At 53.2% G+C, this 25,186-nt stretch carries 23 protein-coding genes and 2 pseudogenes; 12 read left to right on the top strand and 13 right to left on the bottom strand.

The window, feature by feature from the left end; all coding sequences use genetic code 11:
- The first annotated feature begins 10 nt into the window (after nucleotides 1–10).
- From ACKXF7_RS14290 to ACKXF7_RS14245, 10 genes and pseudogenes are all read left to right on the top strand, one after another.
- The gene (locus ACKXF7_RS14290; RefSeq protein ID WP_423741667.1) at nucleotides 11–829 is read left to right on the top strand and encodes a hypothetical protein; all 819 of its coding nucleotides are present in this window, start codon (nucleotides 11–13) and stop codon (nucleotides 827–829) included.
- Nucleotides 826–1,221: a hypothetical protein gene (locus ACKXF7_RS14285; RefSeq protein WP_423741666.1), complete on the top strand. Its 396-nt coding sequence runs from the start codon at nucleotides 826–828 to the stop codon at nucleotides 1,219–1,221. The genes ACKXF7_RS14290 and ACKXF7_RS14285 overlap by 4 nt, the downstream gene beginning before the upstream one ends.
- A gap of 75 nt (nucleotides 1,222–1,296) precedes the next feature.
- On the top strand, nucleotides 1,297–1,611 hold the full coding sequence (locus tag ACKXF7_RS14280; protein ID WP_423741665.1) for a helix-turn-helix domain-containing protein: 315 nt from the start codon (nucleotides 1,297–1,299) through the stop codon (nucleotides 1,609–1,611).
- A 263-nt stretch (nucleotides 1,612–1,874) separates the two neighbouring features.
- Entirely contained in the window at nucleotides 1,875–2,252 is a 378-nt protein-coding gene (locus ACKXF7_RS14275; RefSeq protein ID WP_423741664.1) for a helix-turn-helix domain-containing protein, read from the top strand.
- Nucleotides 2,252–2,746 (top strand): hypothetical protein, encoded by a 495-nt coding sequence (locus ACKXF7_RS14270; protein WP_423741663.1) that lies wholly within the window; start codon nucleotides 2,252–2,254, stop codon nucleotides 2,744–2,746. Before ACKXF7_RS14275 ends, ACKXF7_RS14270 begins: the two co-directional genes overlap by 1 nt.
- Before the next feature lie 53 nt (nucleotides 2,747–2,799).
- Entirely contained in the window at nucleotides 2,800–3,108 is a 309-nt protein-coding gene (locus ACKXF7_RS14265) for a hypothetical protein (RefSeq protein WP_423741662.1), read from the top strand.
- A 218-nt stretch (nucleotides 3,109–3,326) separates the two neighbouring features.
- On the top strand, nucleotides 3,327–4,304 hold the full coding sequence (locus ACKXF7_RS14260) for a hypothetical protein (RefSeq protein WP_316539934.1): 978 nt from the start codon (nucleotides 3,327–3,329) through the stop codon (nucleotides 4,302–4,304).
- A gap of 128 nt (nucleotides 4,305–4,432) precedes the next feature.
- Nucleotides 4,433–5,050, top strand: a pseudogene (locus ACKXF7_RS14255) (glycosyltransferase family 4 protein); the annotation flags it as partial.
- A gap of 51 nt (nucleotides 5,051–5,101) precedes the next feature.
- Nucleotides 5,102–5,485, top strand: a complete 384-nt coding sequence (locus tag ACKXF7_RS14250) for a TnpV protein (RefSeq protein ID WP_249233197.1) — start codon at nucleotides 5,102–5,104, stop codon at nucleotides 5,483–5,485.
- A gap of 7 nt (nucleotides 5,486–5,492) precedes the next feature.
- Nucleotides 5,493–6,413 carry a recombinase family protein gene (locus ACKXF7_RS14245; protein ID WP_423741661.1) on the top strand — a complete coding sequence of 307 codons (921 nt, stop codon included), beginning with the start codon at nucleotides 5,493–5,495 and terminating at the stop codon, nucleotides 6,411–6,413.
- A 272-nt stretch (nucleotides 6,414–6,685) separates the two neighbouring features.
- Here ACKXF7_RS14245 and ACKXF7_RS14240 read toward each other — a convergent pair whose 3' ends face one another.
- The 13 genes and pseudogenes from ACKXF7_RS14240 to ACKXF7_RS14180 all read right to left on the bottom strand — a co-directional run.
- The gene (locus ACKXF7_RS14240; RefSeq protein ID WP_423741660.1) at nucleotides 6,686–7,585 is read right to left on the bottom strand and encodes an NAD(P)H-hydrate dehydratase; all 900 of its coding nucleotides are present in this window, start codon (nucleotides 7,583–7,585) and stop codon (nucleotides 6,686–6,688) included.
- Nucleotides 7,586–7,631: 46 nt separating this feature from the next.
- On the bottom strand, nucleotides 7,632–10,214 hold the full coding sequence (locus ACKXF7_RS14235; protein WP_423741659.1) for an NYN domain-containing protein: 2,583 nt from the start codon (nucleotides 10,212–10,214) through the stop codon (nucleotides 7,632–7,634).
- A gap of 9 nt (nucleotides 10,215–10,223) precedes the next feature.
- Complete coding sequence (locus ACKXF7_RS14230; RefSeq protein WP_339396185.1) at nucleotides 10,224–10,418, bottom strand: hypothetical protein; 195 nt, start codon at nucleotides 10,416–10,418, stop codon at nucleotides 10,224–10,226.
- A 235-nt stretch (nucleotides 10,419–10,653) separates the two neighbouring features.
- Nucleotides 10,654–12,180 (bottom strand): 2,3-bisphosphoglycerate-independent phosphoglycerate mutase, encoded by a 1,527-nt coding sequence (gene gpmI / locus ACKXF7_RS14225; RefSeq protein WP_339396186.1) that lies wholly within the window; start codon nucleotides 12,178–12,180, stop codon nucleotides 10,654–10,656.
- Nucleotides 12,181–12,336: 156 nt separating this feature from the next.
- Nucleotides 12,337–13,107, bottom strand: coding sequence for a triose-phosphate isomerase (gene tpiA / locus ACKXF7_RS14220; protein ID WP_005945612.1), 771 nt, complete (start codon nucleotides 13,105–13,107; stop codon nucleotides 12,337–12,339).
- Nucleotides 13,108–13,211: 104 nt separating this feature from the next.
- Entirely contained in the window at nucleotides 13,212–14,420 is a 1,209-nt protein-coding gene (locus tag ACKXF7_RS14215; RefSeq protein WP_339396187.1) for a phosphoglycerate kinase, read from the bottom strand.
- A 235-nt stretch (nucleotides 14,421–14,655) separates the two neighbouring features.
- Nucleotides 14,656–15,600, bottom strand: coding sequence for a glycosyltransferase family 2 protein (locus ACKXF7_RS14210; protein ID WP_423741658.1), 945 nt, complete (start codon nucleotides 15,598–15,600; stop codon nucleotides 14,656–14,658).
- Nucleotides 15,601–15,624: 24 nt separating this feature from the next.
- Nucleotides 15,625–17,193, bottom strand: a complete 1,569-nt coding sequence (locus ACKXF7_RS14205; protein ID WP_423741657.1) for a glycosyltransferase family 39 protein — start codon at nucleotides 17,191–17,193, stop codon at nucleotides 15,625–15,627.
- A gap of 252 nt (nucleotides 17,194–17,445) precedes the next feature.
- Nucleotides 17,446–18,120, bottom strand: a complete 675-nt coding sequence (locus tag ACKXF7_RS14200) for a hypothetical protein (protein ID WP_423741656.1) — start codon at nucleotides 18,118–18,120, stop codon at nucleotides 17,446–17,448.
- Between the two features lie 142 nt (nucleotides 18,121–18,262).
- Entirely contained in the window at nucleotides 18,263–18,820 is a 558-nt protein-coding gene (locus ACKXF7_RS14195; RefSeq protein ID WP_423741655.1) for a TetR/AcrR family transcriptional regulator, read from the bottom strand.
- Nucleotides 18,821–19,053: 233 nt separating this feature from the next.
- On the bottom strand, nucleotides 19,054–20,055 hold the full coding sequence (gene yiaK / locus ACKXF7_RS14190; RefSeq protein ID WP_423741654.1) for a 3-dehydro-L-gulonate 2-dehydrogenase: 1,002 nt from the start codon (nucleotides 20,053–20,055) through the stop codon (nucleotides 19,054–19,056).
- Between the two features lie 252 nt (nucleotides 20,056–20,307).
- The gene (locus ACKXF7_RS14185) at nucleotides 20,308–20,700 is read right to left on the bottom strand and encodes a substrate-binding domain-containing protein (RefSeq protein WP_423741653.1); all 393 of its coding nucleotides are present in this window, start codon (nucleotides 20,698–20,700) and stop codon (nucleotides 20,308–20,310) included.
- Nucleotides 20,700–21,314: pseudogene (locus tag ACKXF7_RS14180) on the bottom strand (LacI family DNA-binding transcriptional regulator); the annotation flags it as partial. The gene ACKXF7_RS14185 and the pseudogene ACKXF7_RS14180, both read right to left, overlap by 1 nt.
- A 521-nt stretch (nucleotides 21,315–21,835) precedes the next feature.
- Here ACKXF7_RS14180 and ACKXF7_RS14175 point away from each other — a divergent pair.
- Entirely contained in the window at nucleotides 21,836–23,710 is a 1,875-nt protein-coding gene (locus ACKXF7_RS14175; protein WP_423741652.1) for a beta-glucoside-specific PTS transporter subunit IIABC, read from the top strand.
- On the top strand, nucleotides 23,707–25,161 hold the full coding sequence (locus ACKXF7_RS14170) for a glycoside hydrolase family 1 protein (RefSeq protein ID WP_339396191.1): 1,455 nt from the start codon (nucleotides 23,707–23,709) through the stop codon (nucleotides 25,159–25,161). Before ACKXF7_RS14175 ends, ACKXF7_RS14170 begins: the two co-directional genes overlap by 4 nt.
- Nucleotides 25,162–25,186 lie beyond the last annotated feature (25 nt).

Here is a 25,186-nt window from a genome sequence, read left to right as displayed (position 1 = left end):
AACTTATAGAATGGAAGAAAAAAGCAGGGCGCAGGAACTGAGCGTTCGGGAAATCTCCTTGATTCGTGAACTTGCACAGATACGGAAAGAACATAAAAGAGAACTGGAGTACGAAAAGTTCGATGGCTATGAACTTCCGCCGCGCACCCAGTTTTCCATGCTGAATAAACCTGCAGTGAGCATAAAATATGGTGTTATGAAATTTAATATGGCGTGCATTCGGCTTTTTGAAGGAATCAAGTATGTCCTTCCGATTTTGCACCCCAATAAGAAGCGGCTTGCGTTGATTATGTGCCCGGAAGAGGACAGTGCATCTGTTGAATGGGCAAGACAGAAGGACGAAAACTGGGTGAATAAGGATATTACATCATTGGAATTTGTGGAAAATATCTTCAGGCTCATGAACTGGAATCGGGAATGCCGTTATAAAGTGCTTGGACGGGTGGCTAATTCAGATCAGGGTCTTTGCATGTTGTTTGATTTGGAAGAAGCAATCATGTTCACCCCGAAGCCACAGGAATATACAGATCCGCTTACTGGTGAAATGAAGAAAAAGCAGATGAAATTCTTCCCGGATGCCTATAAGAACCGTATTGGAAAATCTTATAATGACTATATTGCAGACCATCAGATGAACATGTTTGAAGACTTCATTGGGTATCAGAGTTCTACTGTATTGGATGAGCCTGAACAGAAAACAGATACTATTTCAATACCGATACCGCAAGGTGAAGGCTCAGGAAATACCCCATTACCAGATTTACCGGAACAGCCTGAAAATGTACAACAACCGGGTAGTGCGGGTGCTGAGAGGGGAATGCTGACATGAGTTCTGGACGAATTATGAATCTGTTGGTGACGATTCCGGCAGAAAGCCGAAGAATGAATGTGGGAAAAGATGTTATTCGTATTCTTGGGAGTCCGACCTATATTTGTGTTTTGCAGAGGAAAGATCGGAAGTCTATTGCAATCACGCCGTGTGCTGCGGAGCATCCCATGTCCTTTAAGGTCCCAGACAGGCTGCTGACCGATGGGCAGTGTCGGATGATGATTAACGGAATACAGTTCATTCAGGTGTTGCTGGAAGCAAATGGTCTGGCGGCAGGAAAAGACCATCAGTTTAAAGGACGGTATGATGCTGAGAAAAATGCGGTTGTTATTTCGCTCGAAGAAAATGAATTTGAGAACGAATGTCAATCGAAAATAGGCTTGAACCTCTAAAAGTATTTGACTTGACATTACGTCCGATTGGTCGTACAATATGACCAAATGGACGTAATGAAGGGGGCGATTCCTATGAGTGGTGGGATTTTAGATGGTTTTCAAACGATAATTCCAACAGCAGCGGCTGTCTTATCGGCAAGACGACAAATGTTAAGGATGACGCAACAAGAGGTTGCTGATCGAGCCAATATAACTTTACGTCAATATCAAAGGCTGGAATCTGGGGAAAGAAATATTTTGACTTCCTCTTTTGGCTTGGCCTGTCGGGTAATTGAAGCTCTTGATATGGATGTTTCTAAATTCTATCATGGTGACTATTACCTTGAAGAAGAGCTGAAGACAACGAGAGGCAAAGGATTTAGCAGTAGGAAAAAGCTATCGATTTAATGGATGGCATAATGTGAGAAATCCCAATATGGACAAATCTATGTTAAATTGTTTACATGCAAATACAGTATTTACGGCTTCTTATCATGGTTTATTATATTCTTTGTATTTTCATAAAAACGTTTACTATTATTATCATGAAAATAAATCAGGAATGGAGTCGTTAGGGAAAAAATTAGGAATTTCTAATCATGAAATATCGGGAGAATTTAAGGAACAACCAATGATTGATTATCAATATGTGGATAATAGGAGGCGATTATATGCTGGATGTAAATATGATAATTGCAAACAACATTCAAGCTGAACTGAAAAAAGAAAATAAAAAGCAGGTTGATCTGGCAGAAGGAATTGGAGTCTCCAAGCAGACAATGAGCAAAATCATGAATGGAGCAAGAGCAATCAATGCGGTAGAACTTCATAAAATTTCCGAATATCTCCATGTGTCAATGGATTCTCTGATGCAAATGCCTGAAAAGCCGATGGACACAAATGTGATTCATGCGTTTATGGGGCGCGTTAAAACAGAGGAAGCACGAAAAGGAATTCAGCTTGTAGATAAACTGTCCGATATGATTCTGTTTCATACTAGGGTGTGCGAGAATGGCAAAAAGATGGAGCAGCCCTGGGAGGATAAGTGATGAACAATGTTTTGGAAGATAAGGATATTACATCATTGGAATTTGTGGAAAATATCTTCAGGCTCATGAACTGGAATCGGGAATGCCGTTATAAAGTGCTTGGACGGGTGGCTAATTCAGATCAGGGTCTTTGCATGTTGTTTGATTTGGAAGAAGCAATCATGTTCACCCCGAAGCCACAGGAATATACAGATCCGCTTACTGGTGAAATGAAGAAAAAGCAGATGAAATTCTTCCCGGATGCCTATAAGAACCGTATTGGAAAATCTTATAATGACTATATTGCAGACCATCAGATGAACATGTTTGAAGACTTCATTGGGTATCAGAGTTCTACTGTATTGGATGAGCCCGAACGGGAAGCAGGCACTACTTCAATACCGATTCCGCAACGTGAAGAATCTGAAAATATACCTTTGCCAGATTTACCGGGACAGCTTGAAAACGTACAACAATCGGGCAATGAGATTGCTAAGAGAGGAATGCCGACATGAATTCTGGGCGAGTTATGAACCTGCGAGTGACAATTCCGGCGGAAAGCCGGAGAATGAATGTTGGGAAAGATGTTATCCGTATTCTTGGAAGTCCGGCCTATATCTGTGTTTTGCAGAGGAAAGATCGGAAGTCTATTGCAATCACGCCGTGTGCTGCGGAGCATCCCATGTCCTTTAAGGTCCCAGACAGGCTGCTGACCGATGGGCAGTGTCGGATGATGATTAACGGAATACAGTTCATTCAGGCGTTGCTGGAGGCAAATGAACTAGCCGTAGGAAAGGATCATCAGTTTAAGGGGAGATATGAAGCTGAGAAAAACGCAGTTATCATTTCACTTGAAAAAGATGAACGGGAATGGTAGCCAAGGCGGGAAGAATCTTGAATACAGATGCTGCTATATTGGAATATTATGCTGAATTATGCTGACTTGAATTTAAACCAGAGTGGGCAATATGGACAAATCTATGCTGAAAAGTTTACATCTGCCAGCTTGATATGCAAAGTGTTTTATGGTAAGATGAAAGCACAATGGGGGAAGTATACTCTCCTCTTGAATCTGCTGTAAGGAAGTGAATGCCGATGGAAAATCAGCTTGCTCATGCGATAACGCAGACGGAATATGATTCGAGCTATGATAAGGCTGCCAAGAAGCTGCTTGCCAACAAACAGATTCTGGCACAGATTATGAAGAACTGTGTGAATGAGTACAGTGCCTGTTCCGTAGACGAAATTGCAGAGAAGTATATCGAAGGAACGCCGGAAGTGGGCACGGTTGGCGTTCATGTTGATGATACAAACAGACCCCAAAAAACTTCTGACGTAATTGTCGGAAGCAATAATGAGGATTCTACGCTGACGGAAGGAACCATCAATTATGATGTCCGGTTCGATGCAATCGCACCAACATCAGAGGTTTCTACTGCATCGAAAGATGTGATACGTCTTATTATTAATGTGGAAGCGCAGACTGCTTTTAATCCGGGATACCCGTTGACAAAGCGAGCAATCTATTATTGCAGCAGGATGATCTCCGCACAGCATGGTCCGATATTCACGAACTCGGAGTATGGGAAAATCCGAAAAGTGTACTCTATCTGGGTTTGTACACACCCAACCAAGGAGTTCCAAAACACTCTGATTCGTTATTCTATCCGACCAGAGCAGTTGATTGGAAACGCTGTTGAAAAATCGGAAAACTACGATTTGATGAGTGTTGTAACGATTTGTCTTGGAGATCCTGGTACGGAGAACTATACAGGTATTGTGAAATTTATGGATGTGTTGCTCTCTTCTTCCAGAGCAGCTACTGAGAAAAAGAAAATTCTTGAAGAAGAATTTGGCGTTGCAATGAACGAAGAGCTGGAAAGGGAGGTGCTTGTTATGTGCAACCTTAGTCAGGGCGTAAAGGCCGAAGGCATCAACATTGGTGAGATGCGGATGTTGGTGCAGCTTGTTCGAGACGGTGATTTAAAAATAGAGCGCGCTGCTGAAAAGGCAAAAATGACAGTGGAGCAGTTTAAGAAAGTGATGGAAAACACTCCGCTGCAGGCAGTCTAAGATAAAATCATATAGAGTAACAGTTAAGCCCTACAAGGCTCAGAGCGGTTCGATACCGACTGAAAGCCTTGTAGGGCTTATTTTTTTGCTTTTTTTCAAATTTATTTGTAAAAAATGTTGTCCAAGACTTGACATCGGCCGGTTTGGACTGGGCCCGCGAGAAATGGCAATCAGGACTTGGTTCTAAGTTTATCCACCAAGGCGAAAAAAATGCTGCGAAATATGCGGACGAGGTCATTGTTCTGAGCAAAGGAGTGCAGGACTATTTTAAGGAAACTTATGGAAGAAAAACGCACTTTATCCCTAATGGCGTGAATAGGCTGCAGATTCGGGAAGCAAGTCTGATTACAGATAAGTTCGGGATGAAAAAAGACTCATACATATTGTTCCTCGGTCGTCTGGTGCCAGAGAAGGGGATTCGATATCTGGTTGAGGCCTTCAAGAATGTCAAGACAGATAAAAAACTGGTCATTGCAGGTGGCTCCAGTGATACGGATTCCTTTATGGAGGAATTGAAAGACCTGGCAAAGGGTGACGATCGGATTCTCTTTACCGGGTTTGTGCAGGGAGCAATGCTGGATGAACTGTACAGCAACGCTTACATCTACACGCTGCCGTCCGATCTGGAAGGAATGCCATTAAGTCTGCTGGAGGCAATGAGCTACGGCAACTGCTGTTTGGTTTCGGATATTCCGGAGTGCACAGAGGTTGTGGAAGATAAGGCATTGATTTTCAAAAAGTCAGATCACAAGAAAAATACTTACACGGAATTTGTGTTTTAACGAGGAGAACAGACGATGAAAGAGAAGATCTATGATGCCCGGACAGGAATGGAATATGTTTTGGTGGGTGATTATTATCTGCCAGCCTTGAAACTGCCACGGACCCGTCCGATTGGCCGCTGGGGGATGCTACACAAGGCGTACCTGAAACTGCGAAAACCAGCCTATTACCAGAGCTTGCTGCTGAGCGGAAAACTGGATACTGTTTTAGCAAATGTGGAAGAGCAGGCAGTGGAACGATATGAGGTTTTGATCGAGCAGCTGAGCCAGCGGGAGGGCGTATCGGAAAAACTGAAAGAAGAAAATCAGATGGAGTGGGTACGCCGTATGAGAAATCTGGAAAATCGTGCAGCAGAAATCGTAAAGGCAGAATTGATCTACACGTTTGAAAGGCGGTGAGCAGCAGATGATCGGAACCTATTACCGGCTTTCTCTTGCGGACGAGGATGTGGGAACAGATAAGACCGAGAGCAACAGCATTCAGGGCCAGCGCGGACTGGTAGAGGGGTACATCATGGCCCGCCCCGAACTGGCAACAGAGCCGCGTCAGGAGTACGTGGACGATGGCTACTCCGGCACATCTACAAGCCGTCCTGCGTTTCAGCGGCTAATTCAAGATGCGCAGGACGGAAAGGTGAAAACGATTATCGTAAAGGACTTTTCCCGGTTCGCCCGTGATTACATTGAGGCAGGCGATTATATGGAGCGCATCTTCCCGCTGCTGAGCGTTCGCTTTATCTCTGTCAACGATGGTTACGACAGTGGAATGCAAATCGGAAACGATGTACGTGGACTGGAAGTAGCCATTAAGAACATCCTCAACGCATCCTACAGCCGGGATCTTTCCGCTAAAATCGCAGCAGCCGACCATGTGATGCAGAAAAAGGGAATGTATCTCGGAGGATACCGCCCGTTTGGATTCCTGCCGGACCCGAACGACTGTCATAAGCTAATCCTCGACCCGGTAGCCAGTCGATATGTGCGGTTGATTTTTGAACTGGCATTGCAGGGCAACAGAACAGGCACCATCGCAAAAATCCTGAATGAAAAGCAGATCCCGACCCCGGCAGCGTATCATGTGGCGGAAAACCATGTGTACAGTGAGCAGAAAGCATGGGATCTGCAGCGCAGCCATTGGACAAGTGGAACGGTTTACCATGTTCTGAAAAATGAGAAGTATAAGGGAACTTATGTGGGCGCGAAATTCATTATGCCGGTTCCCTGTAAGCATCGGGTGCTACGCGCTCCTTTGGAACAGCAGGTACGTATTGAGGACAGCCATACAGAACAGGAATTTCAGACTCTTGTAAAGAGTCTTCGTCCATAAAATGCTGTGCGTGGGAGTGGCGTATTTCAGTTCGGGCGATTGGTGTGTGCTGGAATAATACCCTCTGTAGTCGGGTTAAGCCCCCCAAAAAATATGAATAAGAAGATAAGCCCTACAAGGCTCAAATTGGTGTAAGAACCGATTGAAAGCCTTGTAGGGCTTATTTTTTTGCTTTTTTTCAAATTTATTTGTGAAAAATGTTGTCCAAGACTTGACATCGGCCGGCATCGACTGGCAGCGCGAGAAATGGCAATCAGGACTTGGTTCTAAGTTTATCTCTGATTTTCCGCAAACATCCGGCCAAGCTGCGGCAGGATATCATGCGGCAGCATCCCGTACTCCCCGCAAAGCGCAGCAGCACGGTCAGCTGCGGCACCATGCAGGTACACCGCACAGGAAGCAGCTTCAAACGCAGGCAGACGGCAGGCCAGCAGGGCCGCCGTCATACCGGCCAGTACATCCCCGCTGCCGCCCCGGGCAAGGCCCGGGTTGCCGGTGGGATTCACGCATGCACGGCCATCCGGCGCAGCCACAACGGTGCGGGAACCCTTGAGTACCACCACGACGTTCCATTTTTTCGCATACTGCCGGGCAATTTTCTCACGGTCGGCGCTGATCTCTGCCACGGATAGGCCGGTGAGCCGGGCCATTTCACCGGGATGCGGCGTAAGGATCAACTCGCCCATCGGATGGGGCAGCGCCTTCCCCTCAGCCAAAAGCTGCGCGGCGGCATTTAGGCCATCAGCGTCCAGCACTGCACTGCCCGCAAAGCCCGGCAGAAGCCTTTGTACCAGTACGCGTGTCTCTGCTGCGCGGGCTGCACTCTGGGCCGTACCGCCAAGGCCCGGGCCCAGCAGCAGCACTGTGGCCTTCTGCCGCTGAATAAACGGGATACTTTCCGGTGAGATGCCGCCTTCGGCCCCTGCGGCGCACGGGCACAGACAGCACTCCGGCAGGCGGGCTGCGGCAGCAGCGAGCACCGGCTCCACACTGGCAAGGGTCACGATGCCCGCACCGGTGCGCAGAGCTCCCTCGGCGGCAAGCAGGGCCGCACCACGGTAAGACGCACTGCCCGCAACGGCCAGAACAGTGCCAAAGGTGCCCTTGTGGCTTTCACGCGGGCGCGGCGGGATGACCTGCCAGACAAAATCTTCGGTTATTTCCACAGCCATAAAGGCACCTCCAGAAAACGATTTAAAATCTGCTGTTTCTCAAAGCTCACGCCTGCCCCTGCACAAGGGCGCGGATCTGCTTTTCCACGTTCTGCACTTCCTCGTGGAACATGCGGGCCGAGACGCGCAGCGCACCGTGCCCTAGAATGATGATCTGTTCCATACCGTCGGAAGTGGCCACGCGCACGCGGCGTCCTTTGCCGATCTCGTGGGTGACATGTTCAATGAACATGTCCGCCGTTTCTGCTTCCTTCGTGTAGACCACATGGATGTTGTGGTACTGCTCGATGGAGCCCGGACTGCCCGGCACCCGGTAGGCGTCGAACACAAGGATGAGGTTGCATTTCTGGTAGCCCTGATAGTTGCACAGAATGTCCATCAGCTTATGCCGGGCGGCTTCCAGATTGTCCTTTGCAAGGGCGTTCAGCTCGTCCCATGCGAAGATGATGTTATAGCCGTCCACCAGCAGATATTCCGGCAGGATCTCCCACTGCTGAGCGTCAAAATCCGGACGTTCCCGCTTTTGCGTCGGGCGGAATGCAGCCAGCGGGTCCCGCTTGATGGGCCCATAAGTGCGCTCAAAAATTTTGAGCAGTTCGGCATCCTCTTCCAGAGTGGCGCGGTAGGCCATGGCCCGGCGCTGCGGCACAGTCTGCGCCTCCGGTTCCGGGCGCGCGGCTTTTCCCCAGCCGCTGTCCACATGCATGTGACTGCGCACCTGATCCCATGGTACCACAAAGCCTGCTCCATGGGCGCAGAACACCGAATCTGCGGGATTTTCAAGGTCATGTTCCGGCTTATAGCCTGCGGCTTCGATGACCTGCGCCGCGTTGTGGCAGGGCCGGCAGCCATCCGGCGTCAGGGTCAGCCGTCCACGACCGCGGGTATAGCTGACCACTTCCATGGGGTAGCTGCGCATGGCAGCTACCGGAGCAAAACCGGTAAGCACAGCAGTTTCTTCTCCGCTTTCCGGCGGGTCAAAGCTGCCTTCCATGCGCTGGATATCGGTCATGGCACGGCCAAGGCTTTCCACCGGCACTTCCAGCCGGAAGGCGTACCACGGCTCCAGCAGCTGGCTTTTGGCCATCATCAGGCCCTGCCGCACAGCGCGGTAGGTCGCCTGCCGGAAATCTCCGCCCTCTGTGTGCTTCAGGTGGGCACGGCCCGCAATGAGGGTGATCTTCACGTCCGTCAACGGCGCTCCGATCAGCACGCCAAGGTGCTGTTTTTCTTCCAGATGGGTCAGCACAAGGCGCTGCCAGTTTTTGTCCAGCACTTCTTCCCGGCAGTCGGTGGCAAACTGCATTCCGCTGCCGCGCGGCAGCGGTTCCAGCTTGACATGCACTTCTGCGTAGTGGCGCAGCGGCTCGTAATGGCCTACACCCTCCATGGGCTCCGTGATGGTCTCTTTATAAAGGATGCCGCCGGGGCCGAACTCCACGTTCAGACCAAACCGCTCTGCCAGCAGGCTGCGCAGCACTTCCAGCTGGATCTCGCCCATGAGCTGGACATGGATCTCGCCCAGCGTTTCGTTCCATACCACATGGAGCTGAGGTTCCTCTTCCTCCAGCCTGTGCAGCTTGCCCAGCGCCGCGTGCACATCTGCGCCCTCCGGCAGCAGCACCTGATAGCTGAGCACCGGTTCCAGCACCGGCAGGTCGCTGTCGCGTTCTGCGCCAAGGCCTTCGCCCTGACGGGCTTTGGTCAGGCCGGTGACAGCACACACCTGCCCGGGGTGGATGGTCTCTGCCAGTGTATACTTTGTACCGGAGTACAGCCGCAGCTGGTTGGCCTTTTCGGCCCAAGGCTCGCCGTCCGCTTCGCCCGAGAGCTGTGCTTTCACCTTCAGCTCCCCGCCGGTAACGCGCAGCCAGGTCAGGCGGGCACCCTGCTCATCCTGCGAGACCTTGAACACCTTGGCCCCAAAGGTATCCAGTGCAGGAGCCGGGCGGGTAAAGCGGTCCAGCCCGCCGAGAAGCTCCTCCACACCGTCCAGCTTGAGCGCCGAGCCGAACCAGCACGGGAAAACATGCCGCCGGGCAATGGCCGGGATGATTTCGGCATCTGCCAGTTGTCCAGCCTCCAGCATCCGGTTCATCAGGTTTTCGTCACACAGAGCCAATGCTTCATTCCGGTCTGCCTGCGGCATACCAAAATCCACAAACCCTTCGCCGAGGCGATGATTCAGTTGGTCCAGCAGCTCTTCCTTGCTCTTGCCGGGCAGGTCGGTCTTGTTTACAAACACAAAGGTGGGCACATGGTAGCGCCGCAGCAGCCGCCAGAGCGTTTCGGTGTGGCTCTGCACGCCATCGGTACCGCTGACCACCAGCACGGCATAATCCAAAACCTGCAGAGTACGCTCGGTCTCGGTGGAAAAATCCACATGGCCGGGAGTGTCCAGCAGGGTGATATCCGTGCTGCCTGCCGTCAGCAGTGCCTGCTTGGAAAAAATAGTAATCCCACGGGCTTTTTCCAGCGCGTCTGTGTCCAGAAAGGCGTCCTTGTGATCTACGCGCCCCAGTTTGCGGATCGCGCCGGAACGGTAGAGCATGGCTTCCGAAAGGGTGGTCTTGCCAGAGTCCACATGGGCCAGAATGCCCAGAACGATATGCTTGTGAATAGTTTCCATCCGCTTCTCCTACAATTCAAAATTCATGTTTATTGTAGCACGGATGGGAAAAAAAGAAAAGTTTTGATTGAAAATGGCCTCCGCTGCGCTCTGGCTATATTCAGCGGAAAGTTTATTTTCATTTTGAGTTTGTTGCGGCCTGCGGGCCGCTCCAAACGCCTTTTCACGAATGGGGCCAAAACCGGAAGATTCAGTTTCTATCATCGACTTTTTTCATGAAAAAACAGCTCTGGAAAATCCACGGATTTTCCAGAGCTGTAAATATAAGAGTTATAATTCCGCTATTGATGCAACAACGATGACCGCCGCCAGTGGCGGGAACAGGGAAGAGTTGTTGGGGCAGTGGCCAGCAAGACATGAGCGCCGTTTAAGGCGCGAAATGGATGCTGAGAGCCACAACTCGTCCCAAAGCGAACGCGTCGGCCATTTTAACGGTCAATTACTCCACAATGATGCTCTTGCCGGTCATTTCGGCGGGGACGGACAGGCCGATATAGGGCAGCATGGTGGGTGCGATGTCGGCAAGGCAGCCGCCCTCACGCAGCTTCACATCACCGCAGCCAACAGCCACAAAGGGCACCACGTTGGTGGTGTGTGCGGTGAAGGGGGTGCCGTCCGGGTTCATCATCTTCTCGGCGTTGCCATGGTCGGCGGTGATGAAGGCACAGCCGCCGGCCTTCAGCACAGCGGACACTACCTGATCCACAGCGGTATCCACAGCCTCAACGGCCTTGACCGCAGCATCGAATACGCCGGTGTGGCCCACCATATCGCAGTTTGCAAAGTTCAGGATGACCACATCGTACTTGCCGCTCTCGATGCGCTTGACGCACTCGGCAGCAACCTCGGGGGCGCTCATCTCAGGCTTCAGGTCATAGGTTGCTACCTTCGGGCTGGGGATCACGCAGCGGTCCTCGCCCTCGTAGGGAGCCTCGACGCCGCCGTTGAAGAAGAAGGTGACGTGGGCGTACTTCTCGGTCTCGGCAATGCGCAGCTGGGTCTTGCCGTTCTCGGACAGGTACTGGCCCAGAACATTCTTCAGCTCCACAGGGGGATAGGCCACCTCGCAGTTGGGCATGGTGGCGTCGTACTCGGCCATGCAGACATAATTCACCTGCTTGCGGCCGCCGCGGCGCTCAAAGCCGGTGAAAGCGTCGTCGCAGAAGATACGGGTCATCTGGCGGGCACGGTCGGGGCGGAAGTTCATGAAGATCACGGTGTCGCCGTCTTGCACGCGGCCGCCCTCACAGGTGACGCAGGGCAGAACGAACTCGTCGGTCTTGTCTGCTGCATAGGAAGCCTCGATGGCCTCGGCGGCGTTGGCGGCATGATTGCCCTCGCCGTAGACAAAGGCAGCATATGCCTTCTCTTCACGATCCCAGTTGTTATCGCGGTCCATGGCGTAGTAACGGCCGGAGACGCTGGCGATCTTGCCGATGCCCAGCTCGTCCAGCTTGGCCTGCAGGTCGGCCAGGAAGCCCTTGCCGGAGTGCGGGTCGGTATCACGGCCATCGGTGATGCAGTGCAGGTAGACGTCCTTTGCACCCAGATGCTTTGCCATTTCCAGCACGCCGAACCAGTGGTCTGCGTGGCTGTGCACACCGCCGGTGCCCACCAGACCCATCAGATGGATGGCCTTGCCGGCATCGATGGCAGCCTTCATGTTCTTGACCAGAACCGGGTTCTGGAGCATTTCGCCGTCCTTGATGGACTTGGTAATGAGGGTGAGCTGCTGATACACGATGCGGCCTGCGCCCATGTTGGTGTGGCCAACTTCAGAGTTGCCCATCTGGCCATCGGGCAGGCCGACGGCCATGCCGGAAGCATCGATGGTGGTCATGGGATATTTTGCCATCAGAGCATCAAGATGGGGCTTCTTGGCGGCGACCACGGCGTTGCCGAAGGTCTCCTCCGGCACCCAGCCGAAGCCATCCATGATGCACAGAAGAACAGGTTTCTTTGCCATAAAAATGAATCTCCTTTGATTTGAGAACACTATTTTCAATAAAAACAAGGGGCAGCGCCTGCAATGTGCCCGATAGAGCGCATTCTCCGCAGCTACCCCTCATCCGGCACTTCGTGCCGCCTTTCCGCAGTGGAAAAGGCTTATTTTGCAGTTTTATCAGCCCTTGGTGGCTGCGTTGACGATCACTGCAAAGTCGGGAGCCTTCAGGGATGCGCCGCCGATCAGGCCGCCGTCCACATCCTTTTTGCTCAGCAGCTCTTCGCAGTTCTTGGCGTTCATGCTGCCGCCGTACTGGACAGTAGTAGCCTCGGCAACTGCCTCGCCGTACACCTCACCGATGACCTTGCGGATCTGGCCGCAGACTTCCTCAGCCTGATCGGCGGTAGCGGTCTTGCCGGTGCCGATGGCCCAGATGGGCTCGTAGGCGATAACGACATTTGCCATCTGCTCAGCGGTCACGTCGCGCAGAGCGATCTTGGTCTGCATCCGGACCAGCTCCTCGGTGACGCCCTCCTCACGCTGCTGCAGGCTCTCGCCCACGCAGATGATGACCTTCAGGCCGGCGTTCAGAGCAGCCAGAGCGCGCTTGTTCACGGTCTGGTCGGTCTCTGCAAAGTACTGGCGGCGCTCAGAGTGGCCCACGATGACGTACTCCACGCCCAGATCCACCAGCATATCAGCGCTGATCTCGCCGGTGAAAGCGCCGGACTTCTCGAAGTGAACATTCTCAGCACCCACATGGATGTTGGTGCCCTTGGTCTTCTCCACAGCGGTGACCAGATCGGTATACGGGGTGCAGATGACAACCTCGCAGCCTGCGTCCTGAACAGCGGGGACCAGCTCATCCACCAGAACAGCAGCCTCAGAGGCAGTCTTGTTCATCTTCCAGTTGCCTGCAATGATAGCCTTGCGCTTTGCCTTATCCATGATACTCTATCTCCTTTATTTACCTTCTATATGTGCAGTCTGTGCACAAACAAAAAGGTGCGGCGGCGCTGAAGCCGCCGCACCCATTTACGATGCCGGAAAAATTATGCGTTCTGAATGACAGCGATGCCGGGCAGCTCCTTGCCCTCCAGATACTCCAGAGAAGCGCCGCCGCCGGTGGAGATGTGGGTCATCTTGTCGCCCAGACCCATCTGCTGCACAGCTGCTGCGCTGTCGCCGCCGCCGATCACGGTGGTAGCGTCGCTCTCAGCCATAGCCTTAGCAACTGCCAGAGTGCCAGCTGCCAGAGTGGGGTTCTCGAACACGCCCATGGGGCCGTTCCACACAACGGTCTTGGATGCCTTGACAGCATCAGCAAACAGCTTCATGCTCTCGGGGCCGATGTCGCAGCCTTCCATGTCAGCCGGGATCGCGGTGACGGGAACAACAGTGGTCTCAACCTGAGCATCGATGGGATCGGGGAAGTCCTTGATGCAGACAGCATCAACGGGCAGCAGCAGCTTCACGCCCTTCTCCTGAGCCTTGGCCATCATTTCCTTGCAGTAATCCAGCTTGGAATCGTCGCACAGGCTCTTGCCGACCTCGTAGCCCTGAGCCTTGACGAAGGTGTAAGCCATGCCGCCGCCGATGATCAGGGTATCGACCTTCTCCAGCAGGTTGGAGATAACATTCAGCTTGTCTGCGACCTTTGCGCCGCCCAGAATAGCGGTGAAGGGACGAACGGGATCGTTCACAGCGTTGCCCAGATACTTGATCTCCTTCTCCATCAGGTAACCAACAGCGGTATCCTTGATGAAGTCGGTGACGCCTGCGGTGGAGCAGTGTGCACGGTGGCAGCTGCCGAATGCATCGTCAACATATGCATCAGCCAGAGAAGCCAGCTCTTCGCTGAACTCGGGCATGTTCTTGGTCTCTTCCTTGCGGAAACGGGTGTTCTGCAGCAGAACGACGTCGCCGTTGTTCATGGCAGCAACAGCAGCCTTTGCGTTCTCGCCGACAACATTGTCGTCATCTGCAAACACAACGGTCTTGCCCAGCTTTGCGCTCAGAGCCACAGCAACGGGTGCCAGGCTGAACTTGGCCTCGGGGCCGTTCTTGGGCTTGCCCAGATGGCTGCACAGGATGACCTTTGCGCCATCATTGACCAGCTTCTGGATGGTGGGCAGAGCTGCGTTGATGCGGTTCTCGTTGGTGATGACACCGTCCTTCATCGGGACGTTGAAATCGCAGCGGACAAGAACCTTCTTGCCGCAGTAGTTCTGATCGTCGATCGTCTTCTTACCTAAACCCATGGTAATAAACTCCTCTCAAGTTTTAATGTCTGAACTAGAGTTTCGCTCGCATTCGGGGGCCATGCCCCGTTACGATACTATTATAAACAAAAACCGTGCACATTGCAAGGTCGCAAGATAGATAATAGTTTAACAAACATTTGCCGCTGATGCACGGAAATGTGTGTATTTTGACCGAAAGGGACGAATAAGCTGAATCAATGCTGTGATTAGGGCCGACAGTTGATCCCAAAGCTTACCTCCCGTCTGCTTCTGTCTCCGCAGTGATGTAAATGGGGCGGTGCTTCACTTCCAGATAGGCCTTGGCCAGATATTCACCCACGATACCCGTACACAGCAGCTGCACACCGCTGCACAGCAGAACGATGCATACCATACTGGGCCAGCCGGAAGTAGGGTCGCCGAAAATCAGTGCACGCACTATCACGAAGATGATGCCGATGAATGCCAGAGCGCAGAAAAGTACACCAAGGCCTGCCGCCATGACCAGTGGCGCGGTAGAAAAGCCCACGATGCCTTCGATGGAGTATTTGAACAGGCTCCAGAAATTCCATTTTGTCTGGCCTGCCACACGCTCCACATTTTTATAATCGAACCATTTTGTGCGGAATCCTACCCAGCTGAAAATGCCTTTGCTGAAGCGGTTATACTCACTCATGCTCAGCACGGCATCCACCATTTTTCGGCTCATCAATCGAAAATCCCGGGCACCATCTACAATTTCAGTATCCGACATTCTGTTGATGATTTGATAAAATTCATGAGCAAACCAGCTGCGTATCGGCGGTTCGCCCTCCCGGGTCGTGCGGCGGGTAGCTGCACAGTCATATTCGCCGGTCAGCAGCGTATCCAGCATGTCCGGCAGAAGTGACGGTGGATCCTGCAGGTCGGCATCCAGCGTTGCCACATAGTCGCCTTTCGCTGCCTGCAGACCTGCATAGATGCCGGCTTCCTTGCCAAAATTGCGGCTGAAGGAAATGTATCGTACCCGATCATCCTGCCGGTGCAGTTTCCGCGCTGTGTGCAGAGTGCCGTCCTTTGAACCATCATCCACAAAGATAATCTCAAAGTCTGCATTATGAGATTCTTTCATGTTTTTTGCCACGCGGCACGCTTCCTGATAAAAAAGGGGCATGGCCTCTTCTTCATTATAACAGGGTACGATCAGACTGATTAACATATCGCCCGTTTTCTCCTTTTCCATTCATTCGTCTTTTTGGATCAGGTAAATAACTGCCAGACCTTTTTCTGAAATTTTTTCTACTGTTTTGTAATTTCCCTGTTTGGCAAATTCGTACACTTCATCCTCGGTCATCTGCGTTTCGGGGTAGGTTGCAACGGCAAGGATCATTTCCTTGTTTCCCGCTTTCTCCGTCAGGTAGCTCTCCGAAAAATCATTGGAAATATCATCTGTTACACAGATACTGTCAAAGTACAAAAGCTGGGGGAGAAGTGAGGTAATAGACGGATTGCTTTTATCACTGACCAGTACACATGGATCACTTGCATATGCTTCCAGCATCGTATTCAGCTTTTTATCGCCGAGATAAAGATTCTCAGGTTCCATGATAACAGCTGTCAGAAATGCTGCTGCCAAAAAGCCTATAGCAATTTCTTTTCTCCGCCGCAGCGTCCCTGTTACGTCAAAAAAACCGCAGCTGAAAAAGATTGCTTCCAATGGCTGCAAATGCGTAAAATAGCGTATCACCTGATACGGTGCGATAATCGAAATAACCAGCACTGCTACGATGGCCGGAACGGTGATCAGTTTGAGTTCGGTGGTGAAACCTGTTTTGCTTTTCGGGCTTTTTCTCGCGATTTTTCTGTAAATCGCCACGATGACCATTACAGCAAGGATCACCGCACCCGTCCAGAAATTAAGCGTATGCCACGTTAGCATCGTTCCCATTCTTATGGGATACAGTGTCAGGTCCAATACATGAGTGGCCGTCGCCTCCAGAGAAACATTTCCCTGTGAATGCAATTGCGCATACCACGACGGAAAAGACAGCAGCATTCCGACAACACCTGCAAGCGCCGGGATCGAAAACAGAAAGATCTCTTTCCACTTTCGCTCGTGCAGCCGATAAAGATCATAAGCTGCACACAGCAGGAACGCATAGACCACATAAAAATACTGTGTCATCATACCCAGATATATGACAACACCAATTGCCAGATCTTTTCCGATGCTTGGTCGGTGAAGGGACTTTGCAACCAGCAGCGCCAGCAAAACTGTAAGCAATGTCAGCAGCATATACATCCGGATCAGCATAAAATGAGTAACAGCCTGCCGGTTGAAGACATACAGCGCGCATGCAAACAAAGCTTTTTTCGAATCATGCAGCAGTTCTAGTGCCAGAGCATACATTGCAGCCAACGTACATCCAAGAAAGACGAAATTTAAGCCAATGCCCGTCCACTTTGTAAAGCTTCCGGGGAACAGCGAGCAAACTGTGTGCAGAAAAAAGTAATATAATGGCGGATGCACATCCTGTGTCTGGTTGTAATAGACCGTGGCATAATCAAAACGCTCATTTTCTGCCACCATAACATATTGCATCAGCTCGTCCCGGTCAAAAACAGTTCCATTTTCCCAATCGTCGTGCAGATCTGTTAGAAAAGGACCCTCTGTACTGTTCGACAGCCCATAGGAGTACACCTCGTCCAGAAACCATCCTTCCTTACGCAGGGACCACATGAGCATCAAACACACGGTCAGGCCTATAAACAACACGAACGGCCACCATTCCAGTTTTCTTTTTTTCATCATCGCCAATCCTCACACCAATCACGGGTTACTTATCTTTGATCAAAATATGCAATATGCATTTTTTTGAGTATAGCATACTTTTCGTCCGACTTCCAGTGTAAGTCTTGCGTCTGGAATGCATATTCCCCGCATTGAAGATCAATCTCCTTTTGCTATTCGCACACAGCTTTCTAAAATAAAAAGCAGCCGCATAGCAAATACTACACGACTGCTCATATGTCTGTCCGGTCGAAGGATGACAGCACCGCAGGCTTAGTTCTCTGCACCGACCTCGGCCTTCATGGCGTTGTAGCCGATCAGGACGGTCCACACATAAGCGCAGGTCTTGGGGATCATCAGCATACCGATCAGCGGGTTCACTTCAGCCCACAGCACGACAGGGATATAGAAGCCGAAGCTCAGCACGATGGTGAGCCACATCCAGCGGAAAGCCCGGTCGCTGTGCTCCTTTGCACTGTGGTAGAACAGCACGATGACCAGCAGGCCAAGCAGTGCGAAGGGGATGTTCCGCAGGATGCCCCAGGCGAGGGGAGTCTTGTTGGTGAGCCACTGGTTCTGAGGCATCATGCACAGCAGCACACGCGCAGCGGACAGGACATACACGGCAGTAGTCAGACCCTTCCGGCCCTCCACATGGTAGCGTTTGCGCCAGACATAATACAGCAGCACGTAAAAGACGGTCATGGTGATGGAAGTGATCCACTTGCCCAGACCCAGAGGAACTGCGTAGTTTTCCAGACCGGTGGTGCACAGTACCAGTGCACGGGGGACAAGGTGGAAGGAATCGCCTGCACCCAGCACCACAGCCATAAGGCCGAACAGCTTGAACTGCGAGCCGCTCTTGCTGCTGCGGATCATACGGATGCCCACCGTGAGCACGGTGACCAGATAGAAGATGTCGAAAACGGTTTCAATGATTGCACGCATAGGGTTTGCTCCTTTTTAGATTGGATTGGAGAAAATATGATATAGTATATGGGAACAGGATACTTTCATCCTGCAGCACCGATCAAGTTGAACGGTGTTCATTTTAGGCTTAAAAAATTCCCACAAATCTGTGGGACATTTTTCAGTAGACAGCCCGCTGTACGATCTCCAGCACGGTAGAAGGGTCAAAGTCCTGCCGTACCAGAGCGGACAGCATCAGCGAGAACAGCATCTCTGCAAATTTTTCAACGGTAAACTCCGCTGTGAAGGCGTCAGCCCGGATCCTGGCATCATTCCGCAGCACCGTGCACAGGGCATCCAGAATGTGCTGCCAGGCCCGATGCATCTGCTGCTTTCCATCGGCGGTGTCCTGCTGGACAAAGCCCAGCGCATGATGGGTGAAAAAACCCGGATACCGCTGGCAGCCGTACTCCAGCTGCTTGTACATCCACCGGACGCAGGACAGAGTGTCCTGAAAGACAGCCTCATCCTCCGGATGATGGAAGATATCGTTCCAGATGCTTTCCACCGTGGCGCTCAACAGATCGGTCTTGGATTCAAAGTAATTGTAGATGCAGCCCACCGAGACTCCGCAGGCAGCAGCCACCGAACGGATGTTGACACCAGCCCATCCGTTTTGCTGGATGAGTTTTCTGCTGATCTGCAGGATATTCTCTTTTGATGTTGCCATTGGATTCATCCGATCACCTCAAAATGAACATTGTTCACAATGCGTAGTATACACACTGAATGGTGGATTGTCAAGAGATGTTTTGAGCTTTCGGATCTCTCCATGCATCTGGTGCGGAAGCGCCAGAGAAAACGAGTCTTCGTATGCTTCCCGGGTATAACAAAGCCTCCCTGTGTAGGACGATAAAACTACACGGGGAGGCTGTTTTCAGATTAGTTCACGGATGGAAAAGGCTTTTTGCGTTACATCGCCAGAACTTCGGCCCACTTTTCTTCGGCCACCGGGATGCCAAGCTCCATGTTTTCCCGGCGGCTGCGGTGCTCGCCCATGCCGGGGCAGCGGACCTCGCGACCCGGCTCGACGGGCTCACTGGAAGCTACATCGGCGGCGATGGCGTCAATGATGGCATCGGTCAGATCGGCGGACTGGAACTTTGCGGGATCGATGGCGATCATGATCTGGGTCAGCCCCACCTCATCCCCAAAGGTGCCGATCTTTGCCACGGAATTAGCATTGGTCAGGATGGTGGCGATCATATCCAGCAGGATGGACAGGCCGCTGCCCTTCCAGTAACCGATGGGGATGACCCGGCCGGAACGCTCAATGGCGACGGGGTCGGTGGTCAGCTGGCCGTTTTCATCATAGCCGCCCGCCACCGGCAGCTGCTTACCGGCCAGACGCATGGTCTCCAGTTTGCCGTAACTGAACTGGCTCATGGCACAATCCACCATGATATGCTCGCCGTTTGTGCGCGGCACAGCCAGAATGAGGGGATTGTTGCCAAGGTGATTGTCCTTTGCGCCCCATGCCGGCATGTTGGGGCAGGTGTTGGACCAGCAGATGCCGATGCAGCCGGCGTCTGCTGCCTGCCAGCCATAGGTGCCGCCGCGCATCCAGTGGTTGTTGTTGCCCAGCGCCACCAGACCGATGCCATACTGATGGGCCAGCTCCACAGCACGCCCCATGGCGTGCCTGGCGTTCAGCGGGCCAAAGCCACGCTTGCCGTTCCAGCGTTCCATCGCACCAAAGCTGGCGATGCACTCGGCCGTGGCGGCAGGGTCGATGCCGCCCTTTTTCAGGTAATCCACCACCACCGGAAAGCGGTTCAGGCCGTGGCTGAATACGCCTGCCAGACTGTTCTGTGCAAAGATCTCGGCAGCCTCGTGGGCACGCTCCGGGCTGAAGCCGTATTTGTTCAGCACACGCTCAAACTCGGCCAGCATGGTTTCATAAGCAACTCGCATGGGGGATACCTCCTGTGTATCAAAAGGATGAACTTCGTTTTTGGCTGTCTGCAGACGATCTCAGACTTTGCAATCGATTGCAAAATAAGCATACACGATTTCCAGCTGTTTTTCAATGTGCAGAATATATGATTATTTGCCGCTGATTTTGTGCGGCTTTTCTGACTCTGACAAAAACAGATGGAGTGCTTTTTTCTGTTGGGGAAGCAGCAGGCACTGTCCGATCCCCGATTCGGTCATTCTCTTCTCAGATCAGGTGCTTTCCCGCACGATCACTGCCGCAGGCAGCACCTGCCGGTGCGGCACTTCTTTGCCTTGCAGCAGATCCAGCAGCAGGGCGGCGGCGGTCTGGCTCACCTCGGCCAGACGGTTGTCCAGTGTGGTCAGGGCAGGGGAACACAGCTGCCCATACAGGGTGTTGTCCACGCCTGCCACGGCCACCTGCTGCGGTACGGCAATGCCGCGGGCCTGCAGCTCCTGCAGGCAGCCGATGGCCAACAGGTCGGTGGCGCAGAGGATGCTGTCCGTGTCCGGCTGCTGTGCCAGCAGGGCAGCGGTTTCCCGGCGTCCCCGGGCGATGGCACTGCGGGATCCGGGCCGGTGTCTTTTTCGGTCAGGATCGGGGCGTTGGGGTGCAGGCCGCATCGTGCAAGTCCCTGCCGGAAGCCGCAGACTTTGTTCCGATTGGCGGGGGTGTCGGTGTCCATCAGATAGGCTGGCCTGTGGCGTCCGGCTTCTGCCAGCAGGGCAACACAGTCTGCGGTGCCCTGCTGCTCGTCTGCCAATACATTATAGGCGTTTGGCAGGTCCAGCTCCCCGTTCACCAGCACCACCGGGATACTGTTCATGTGCTGGGCGACGCTCTGGCGTACCTCCGGCGTGCCGAACATGGAACCGATCAGAAATACGCCCTCCACCCGGCGCTGCTCCAGAATTTGAATGTACTGCGCCTTGCGTTCCGGCTGCGGCCCGGTGCTGAAGGTGATGCAGGTGTACCCTTTGGCGGTCATGGCCTGTTCCAGCACATAGGCTGACTCGGTGTGGTGCTCCACCCGGATATCCTCAATAAGGATGCCGATGAACCGGGAAGCCTGTGTTACCAGACCGCGGGCAGAGACGTCCGGGGTGTAGTGGTAGCGTTCCAGCAGCTCCTGCACACGCTGGCGGGTGCTCTCCTTGATGCCGGGCTTGTGGTTGATCACCCGGGAAACGGTGCTGGCCGAGACGCCGGCCTCCCGTGCAATGTCATAGATCGTCACCGTGATGCCCTCCTGCTTTGCAAAGATTTTTCGGGTACATCCTGACTGCTGCCTGACAAAAATGCGGTGGTACAGCCTGTGCAGGCGGCAAAAGATAGGATAGAACCATTATAGCAAGCGGCCCATGCACACGCAAGAGAGGCGTTCCGGCTTTTACATCCTAAAACCGGCGTGCGGCGGCATAGGAAGAAAGAAAAACAGCTCTGCGAAAAAATAGACGATTGTACGGAGTTCATAATTTTTTAAGATTTATTTTGTGTAAAAGTAATATTGAAAAACCAAATCAGGGCTGATATACTAGTACTATGATATCCAGTTGGACATGTTACTGGTAATGCAGGCAGGATCTGACGGAATGACGAGTACCTTTTCTTTTGGGTGAATTATAGCCAGATACTATGATTCCGGGAGAAGCTGTATACGGAGTCATTCTGTTGGATCCTTTTTCTTTTGCCCGTTTCGGCCGGACGGCAGCCGGACGGCAGGGGAATGCCATCACACACAAGGTAAAGGAGAACACAATGAAGAACTACAAGCAGACTGCCTCCGACGTGCTGCGTCTGGTTGGCGGCGAAAAGAACGTTGTGCAGGTCGAGCACTGCTCCACCCGTCTGCGCTTCACTCTGGCAGACACCTCCAAGGCGGATGTTGCTGCCCTGAAAAAGACTGCCGGCGTCATGGGCGTTATTTCCAGCGGCCCGCAGTGTCAGGTGGTCATCGGCAACGATGTCATCGAAGTGTACGATGAGCTGCTCAAGCTGGGCACCTTCAACGCAGGCCAGGCAGCGGCTCCCGCTGCGCCCAAGGGCAAAAAAGAAATCGGCGGCATTATTCTGGACTACATGGTCGGCATCTTCCAGCCGCTGGTCCCCGCCATTGCAGGTGCAGGCGTTCTGAAGGCCCTCATGGTGCTGCTGAGCACTCTGGGCGTGATGAGCAGCGGAGACATCGCCTATAAGGTGTTCGTCGGCGTGGCAGATGCAGCTCTGTATTACCTGCCCGTCATGGTCGCCTTCACCACTGCAACCAAGTTCAACTGCAACAAGCTGGTGGCTGTGGCTCTGGCAGCTGCCATGATCCACCCCAGCGTTTCCGCTCTGCTGGCTACCGAGGGCGGTGCCTACTTCCTCGGCATCAAGCTGCAGAACATCGCTTACGGCGGCCAGGTGTTCCCGGCCATCCTGACCGTGATTTTCATGTCCTTCATTGAAAAGTGGGCCAACAAGTGGTGCCCCAAGGCCATCCGCGTGTTCTTTGTGCCCATGCTGTGCTTCGGCATCGGCTTCCCTGTGGCACTGGTCGTCCTCGGACCTCTGGGCTACAACATCGGCGCCCTGCTGACCACTGTGATCCTTGCTCTGTACAACACGCTGGGCTGGCTGGCCGTTGCTCTGCTGGCTGCTGTGCTGCCCTTCATGATCTCCATGGGCATGCACAAGGCTCTGGTCCCCTATGCAGTTGCTTCTATTTCCGACCCCGGTTTTGAAATGCTGTACATGCCCGCTTCTCTGGCACACAACATTTCCGAGGGCGGTGCCTGCCTGGGTGTTGCTCTGAAGACCAAGGATGAAAACCTGCGCGCTACCGCAATTTCCGCTGGTATCTCCGGCCTGTTCGGCATCACCGAGCCTGCTCTGTACGGCGTCACCCTGCAGCACAAGAAGGTCATGATGTCCGTTGTGATCTCCAGCTTCATCGGCGGTCTGTTCGTTGGCCTGATGAAGGTCAAGGCGTTCGTTGCCATGGGCCCCGGTCTGGCTGGCATGGCCATGTTCGTTGATCCGGACAACTCCAAGAACATCCTGTGGGCTGCCATCGGTCTGGTGATCTCTGTTGTGGCCTCCTTCGCACTGTCCTTTTTCCTGTACAAGGATGAGACTCCCGCTGAGGGCGAGACCGCAGAGACCGCTCCCGAGGCTGCTGCAGACGCAGCTGCTGCGGATTCCACCATCAGCAGCCCCCTGCAGGGCAAGGCCATTGCACTGGATCAGGTGAAGGACGAAGTGTTCTCCCAGAAGATCCTGGGCGACGGCATCGCTGTGGTGCCCGAAAAGGGCGAGCTGTATGCCCCCGCAGACGGCGTGATCGAGTCCGTGTTCGGCACCAAGCACGCTATTTCCATGAAGACCGCTGCCGGTGCCGAGCTGCTGATGCACATCGGCATGGATACCGTCAAGCGCGACGGCAAGGGCTTTGATCCGCAGGTCAAGGACGGTGAGACCGTCAAGAAAGGCCAGTTGCTGATGAAATTTGACCTTGACGGAATCAAGGCAGACGGTTATGATGTAACTACCCCCATCGTCGTGACCAACGCCGATGAGTTCACCATCAAGACTGTGGCCGAGGGCATGGTTGTGCCCGGCGCTGCACTGCTGAAACTGGAGGCTGTAAAATGAGTTTCCCCAAAGGTTTTTTCTGGGGCGGCGCTGTTGCTGCGAACCAGGTAGAAGGCGCATGGAATGTGGACGGCAAGGGCCCCAGCGTGGCGGACGTTGCCACCTATAAGCCCAATACGGACGTGAAGGATTACAAGTCCCATGTTGCCATGGACGATGCACACATTGCTGCCGCCATGGCCGACCCGGATGATACCTATTATCCCAAGCGCCGCGGCATCGACTTCTATCATCATTATAAAGAAGATCTTGCCCTGTTTGCCGAGATGGGCTTTACCATGCTGCGTGTTTCCATCGCATGGACCCGTATCTTCCCCACCGGCGAGGAAGCCCAGCCCAACGAGAAGGGCCTGCAGTTCTACAGCGACCTCTTTGCCGAGATGCACAAGAACGGCATTGAGCCGCTGGTCACGCTGAGCCATTACGAAATGCCGCTGGCACTGGCCACCAAGTATAACGGCTGGGTGGACCGCCGCGTCATCGATTGCTTTGCAAAGTTCTGCCATGTGTGCTTTGAACGCTACAAGGATCAGGTCAAGTACTGGCTCACCTTCAACGAGGTGGACAGTGTGATTCGCCACCCCTTCACCACCGCCGGCATCATCCCCAGCCGTGTGCCCGAGGATAAGATGCTGGAGACCTGCTATCAGGCCCTGCATCACCAGCTGGTGGCCAGCGCCATGGTGGTAAAGGACTGCCACGAGATCATCCCCGGCAGCAAGGTGGGCTGCATGCTCACCAAGCTCACTACCTACGCCCGCACCTGTGCACCCGACGATGAGCTGGCTACGCAGGCAAAGAATCTGGAAAACCTGTTCTATGCCGATGTGCATGTCTGGGGCGAGTACCCCCGCCTGATCCTCAAGATGTTCGAGCGCAAGGGCATCCACGTGGAAATGCTGCCCGAGGATGCCGCCACCCTGAAGGCAGGCTGTGTGGACTTTGTTTCCTGCAGCTACTATATGACCATGACCGAGTCTGTGGACCCGAACGCAGAGCGTACTCCCGGCAACACTGTGCTGGGCGTCAAGAACCCGTATCTGCCCTCCACCGACTGGGGCTGGCAGATCGACCCCAAGGGCCTGCGCTACAGCCTGATCGAGCTGTATGACCGTTACCGCAAGCCGCTGATGGTGGTGGAGAACGGCATGGGCGCCAAGGACGTGGTGGAGGCCGACGGCTCCATCCACGACCCCTACCGTGTGGAGTACTTCCGCCAGCACATCAGCGAGATGGGCAAGGCCATCGATGAGGGTGTTGAAATGTGGGGCTACACCACATGGGCACCCATCGACCTGATCTCTGCATCCACCAACCAGATGTCCAAGCGCTATGGCTTCATCTATGTGGATCAGGATGATATGGGCAACGGCACTCTGGCCCGCAGCCGTAAGGACAGCTTCTACTGGTACAAAAAGGTCATTGCTTCCAACGGCGAAGATCTGGACTAAGCGGCAGTCTTAAGGTTTCAACGGA

Origin of the sequence: Faecalibacterium sp. 7, from assembly GCF_049562865.1 — a bacterium.
GTDB lineage: Bacteria > Bacillota > Clostridia > Oscillospirales > Ruminococcaceae > Faecalibacterium > Faecalibacterium wellingii.
This window is presented reverse-complemented; position numbering and strand designations above follow the sequence as displayed.

Excerpts from the sequence above, each read along its gene's own strand:
- ACKXF7_RS14230 (WP_339396185.1), bottom strand. The coding sequence starts at position 10,418 with ATGATAGAAACTGAATCTTCCGGTTTTGGCCCCATTCGTGAAAAGGCG.
- yiaK (WP_423741654.1), bottom strand. The coding sequence starts at position 20,055 with ATGCGAGTTGCTTATGAAACCATGCTGGCCGAGTTTGAGCGTGTGCTG.
- ACKXF7_RS14265 (WP_423741662.1), top strand. The coding sequence starts at position 2,800 with ATGAATGTTGGGAAAGATGTTATCCGTATTCTTGGAAGTCCGGCCTAT.
- ACKXF7_RS14235 (WP_423741659.1), bottom strand. The coding sequence starts at position 10,214 with ATGGAAACTATTCACAAGCATATCGTTCTGGGCATTCTGGCCCATGTG.
- ACKXF7_RS14270 (WP_423741663.1), top strand. The coding sequence starts at position 2,252 with ATGAACAATGTTTTGGAAGATAAGGATATTACATCATTGGAATTTGTG.
- ACKXF7_RS14260 (WP_316539934.1), top strand. The coding sequence starts at position 3,327 with ATGGAAAATCAGCTTGCTCATGCGATAACGCAGACGGAATATGATTCG.
- ACKXF7_RS14200 (WP_423741656.1), bottom strand. The coding sequence starts at position 18,120 with ATGCGTGCAATCATTGAAACCGTTTTCGACATCTTCTATCTGGTCACC.
- ACKXF7_RS14195 (WP_423741655.1), bottom strand. The coding sequence starts at position 18,820 with ATGAATCCAATGGCAACATCAAAAGAGAATATCCTGCAGATCAGCAGA.
- gpmI (WP_339396186.1), bottom strand. The coding sequence starts at position 12,180 with ATGGCAAAGAAACCTGTTCTTCTGTGCATCATGGATGGCTTCGGCTGG.
- ACKXF7_RS14205 (WP_423741657.1), bottom strand. The coding sequence starts at position 17,193 with ATGATGAAAAAAAGAAAACTGGAATGGTGGCCGTTCGTGTTGTTTATA.
- ACKXF7_RS14240 (WP_423741660.1), bottom strand. The coding sequence starts at position 7,585 with ATGGCTGTGGAAATAACCGAAGATTTTGTCTGGCAGGTCATCCCGCCG.
- ACKXF7_RS14215 (WP_339396187.1), bottom strand. The coding sequence starts at position 14,420 with ATGGGTTTAGGTAAGAAGACGATCGACGATCAGAACTACTGCGGCAAG.
- ACKXF7_RS14250 (WP_249233197.1), top strand. The coding sequence starts at position 5,102 with ATGAAAGAGAAGATCTATGATGCCCGGACAGGAATGGAATATGTTTTG.
- ACKXF7_RS14185 (WP_423741653.1), bottom strand. The coding sequence starts at position 20,700 with ATGCGGCCTGCACCCCAACGCCCCGATCCTGACCGAAAAAGACACCGG.
- ACKXF7_RS14210 (WP_423741658.1), bottom strand. The coding sequence starts at position 15,600 with ATGTTAATCAGTCTGATCGTACCCTGTTATAATGAAGAAGAGGCCATG.
- ACKXF7_RS14170 (WP_339396191.1), top strand. The coding sequence starts at position 23,707 with ATGAGTTTCCCCAAAGGTTTTTTCTGGGGCGGCGCTGTTGCTGCGAAC.
- ACKXF7_RS14275 (WP_423741664.1), top strand. The coding sequence starts at position 1,875 with ATGCTGGATGTAAATATGATAATTGCAAACAACATTCAAGCTGAACTG.
- ACKXF7_RS14285 (WP_423741666.1), top strand. The coding sequence starts at position 826 with ATGAGTTCTGGACGAATTATGAATCTGTTGGTGACGATTCCGGCAGAA.
- tpiA (WP_005945612.1), bottom strand. The coding sequence starts at position 13,107 with ATGGATAAGGCAAAGCGCAAGGCTATCATTGCAGGCAACTGGAAGATG.
- ACKXF7_RS14290 (WP_423741667.1), top strand. The coding sequence starts at position 11 with ATGGAAGAAAAAAGCAGGGCGCAGGAACTGAGCGTTCGGGAAATCTCC.
- ACKXF7_RS14280 (WP_423741665.1), top strand. The coding sequence starts at position 1,297 with ATGAGTGGTGGGATTTTAGATGGTTTTCAAACGATAATTCCAACAGCA.
- ACKXF7_RS14245 (WP_423741661.1), top strand. The coding sequence starts at position 5,493 with ATGATCGGAACCTATTACCGGCTTTCTCTTGCGGACGAGGATGTGGGA.
- ACKXF7_RS14175 (WP_423741652.1), top strand. The coding sequence starts at position 21,836 with ATGAAGAACTACAAGCAGACTGCCTCCGACGTGCTGCGTCTGGTTGGC.